Here is a 510-nt window from a genome sequence, read left to right as displayed (position 1 = left end):
CCAACCGGCGTCGGCAAGACCGAACTGACCAAGGCGCTCGCCGAATTCCTGTTCGATGACCCGACCGCAATGGTGCGCATCGACATGAGCGAGTTCATGGAAAAGCACGCGGTTGCCCGGCTGATCGGTGCGCCTCCGGGCTATGTCGGTTATGAGGAAGGCGGCGTGCTGACCGAGGCGGTACGGCGGCGGCCCTATCAGGTGGTGTTGTTCGACGAGGTCGAGAAGGCGCATGGCGATGTCTTCAACATCCTGCTGCAAGTGCTCGATGACGGGCGGTTGACCGACGGCCAGGGGCGCACCGTCGACTTCACCAACACGATCATCGTGCTGACCTCCAACCTCGGCAGCCAGATCCTCACGACGCTGGGCGAAGGCGAAGACGTCGCGAGCGTCGAACCGCAAGTGATGGAGATCGTGCGCGGGCATTTCCGGCCCGAATTCCTCAACCGGCTCGACGAGATCGTGCTGTTCCACCGGCTCGGGCAAGCGGAGATGGCACCGATCGTC

At 63.3% G+C, this 510-nt stretch carries 1 protein-coding gene; it reads left to right on the top strand.

The annotated features are described in order from the left end of the window. A partial coding sequence (locus AACY52_RS30155) for an AAA family ATPase (RefSeq protein ID WP_339561354.1) occupies positions 1-510 on the top strand: 510 nt, incomplete at both ends.

Origin of the sequence: Pseudomonas sp. EA_65y_Pfl1_P113 (assembly GCF_963970525.1) — a bacterium.
GTDB lineage: Bacteria > Pseudomonadota > Gammaproteobacteria > Pseudomonadales > Pseudomonadaceae > Aquipseudomonas > Aquipseudomonas tritici.
The sequence above is the reverse complement of the archived record's forward strand: the minus strand, read 5'-3'. Positions and strand labels throughout refer to the sequence as shown.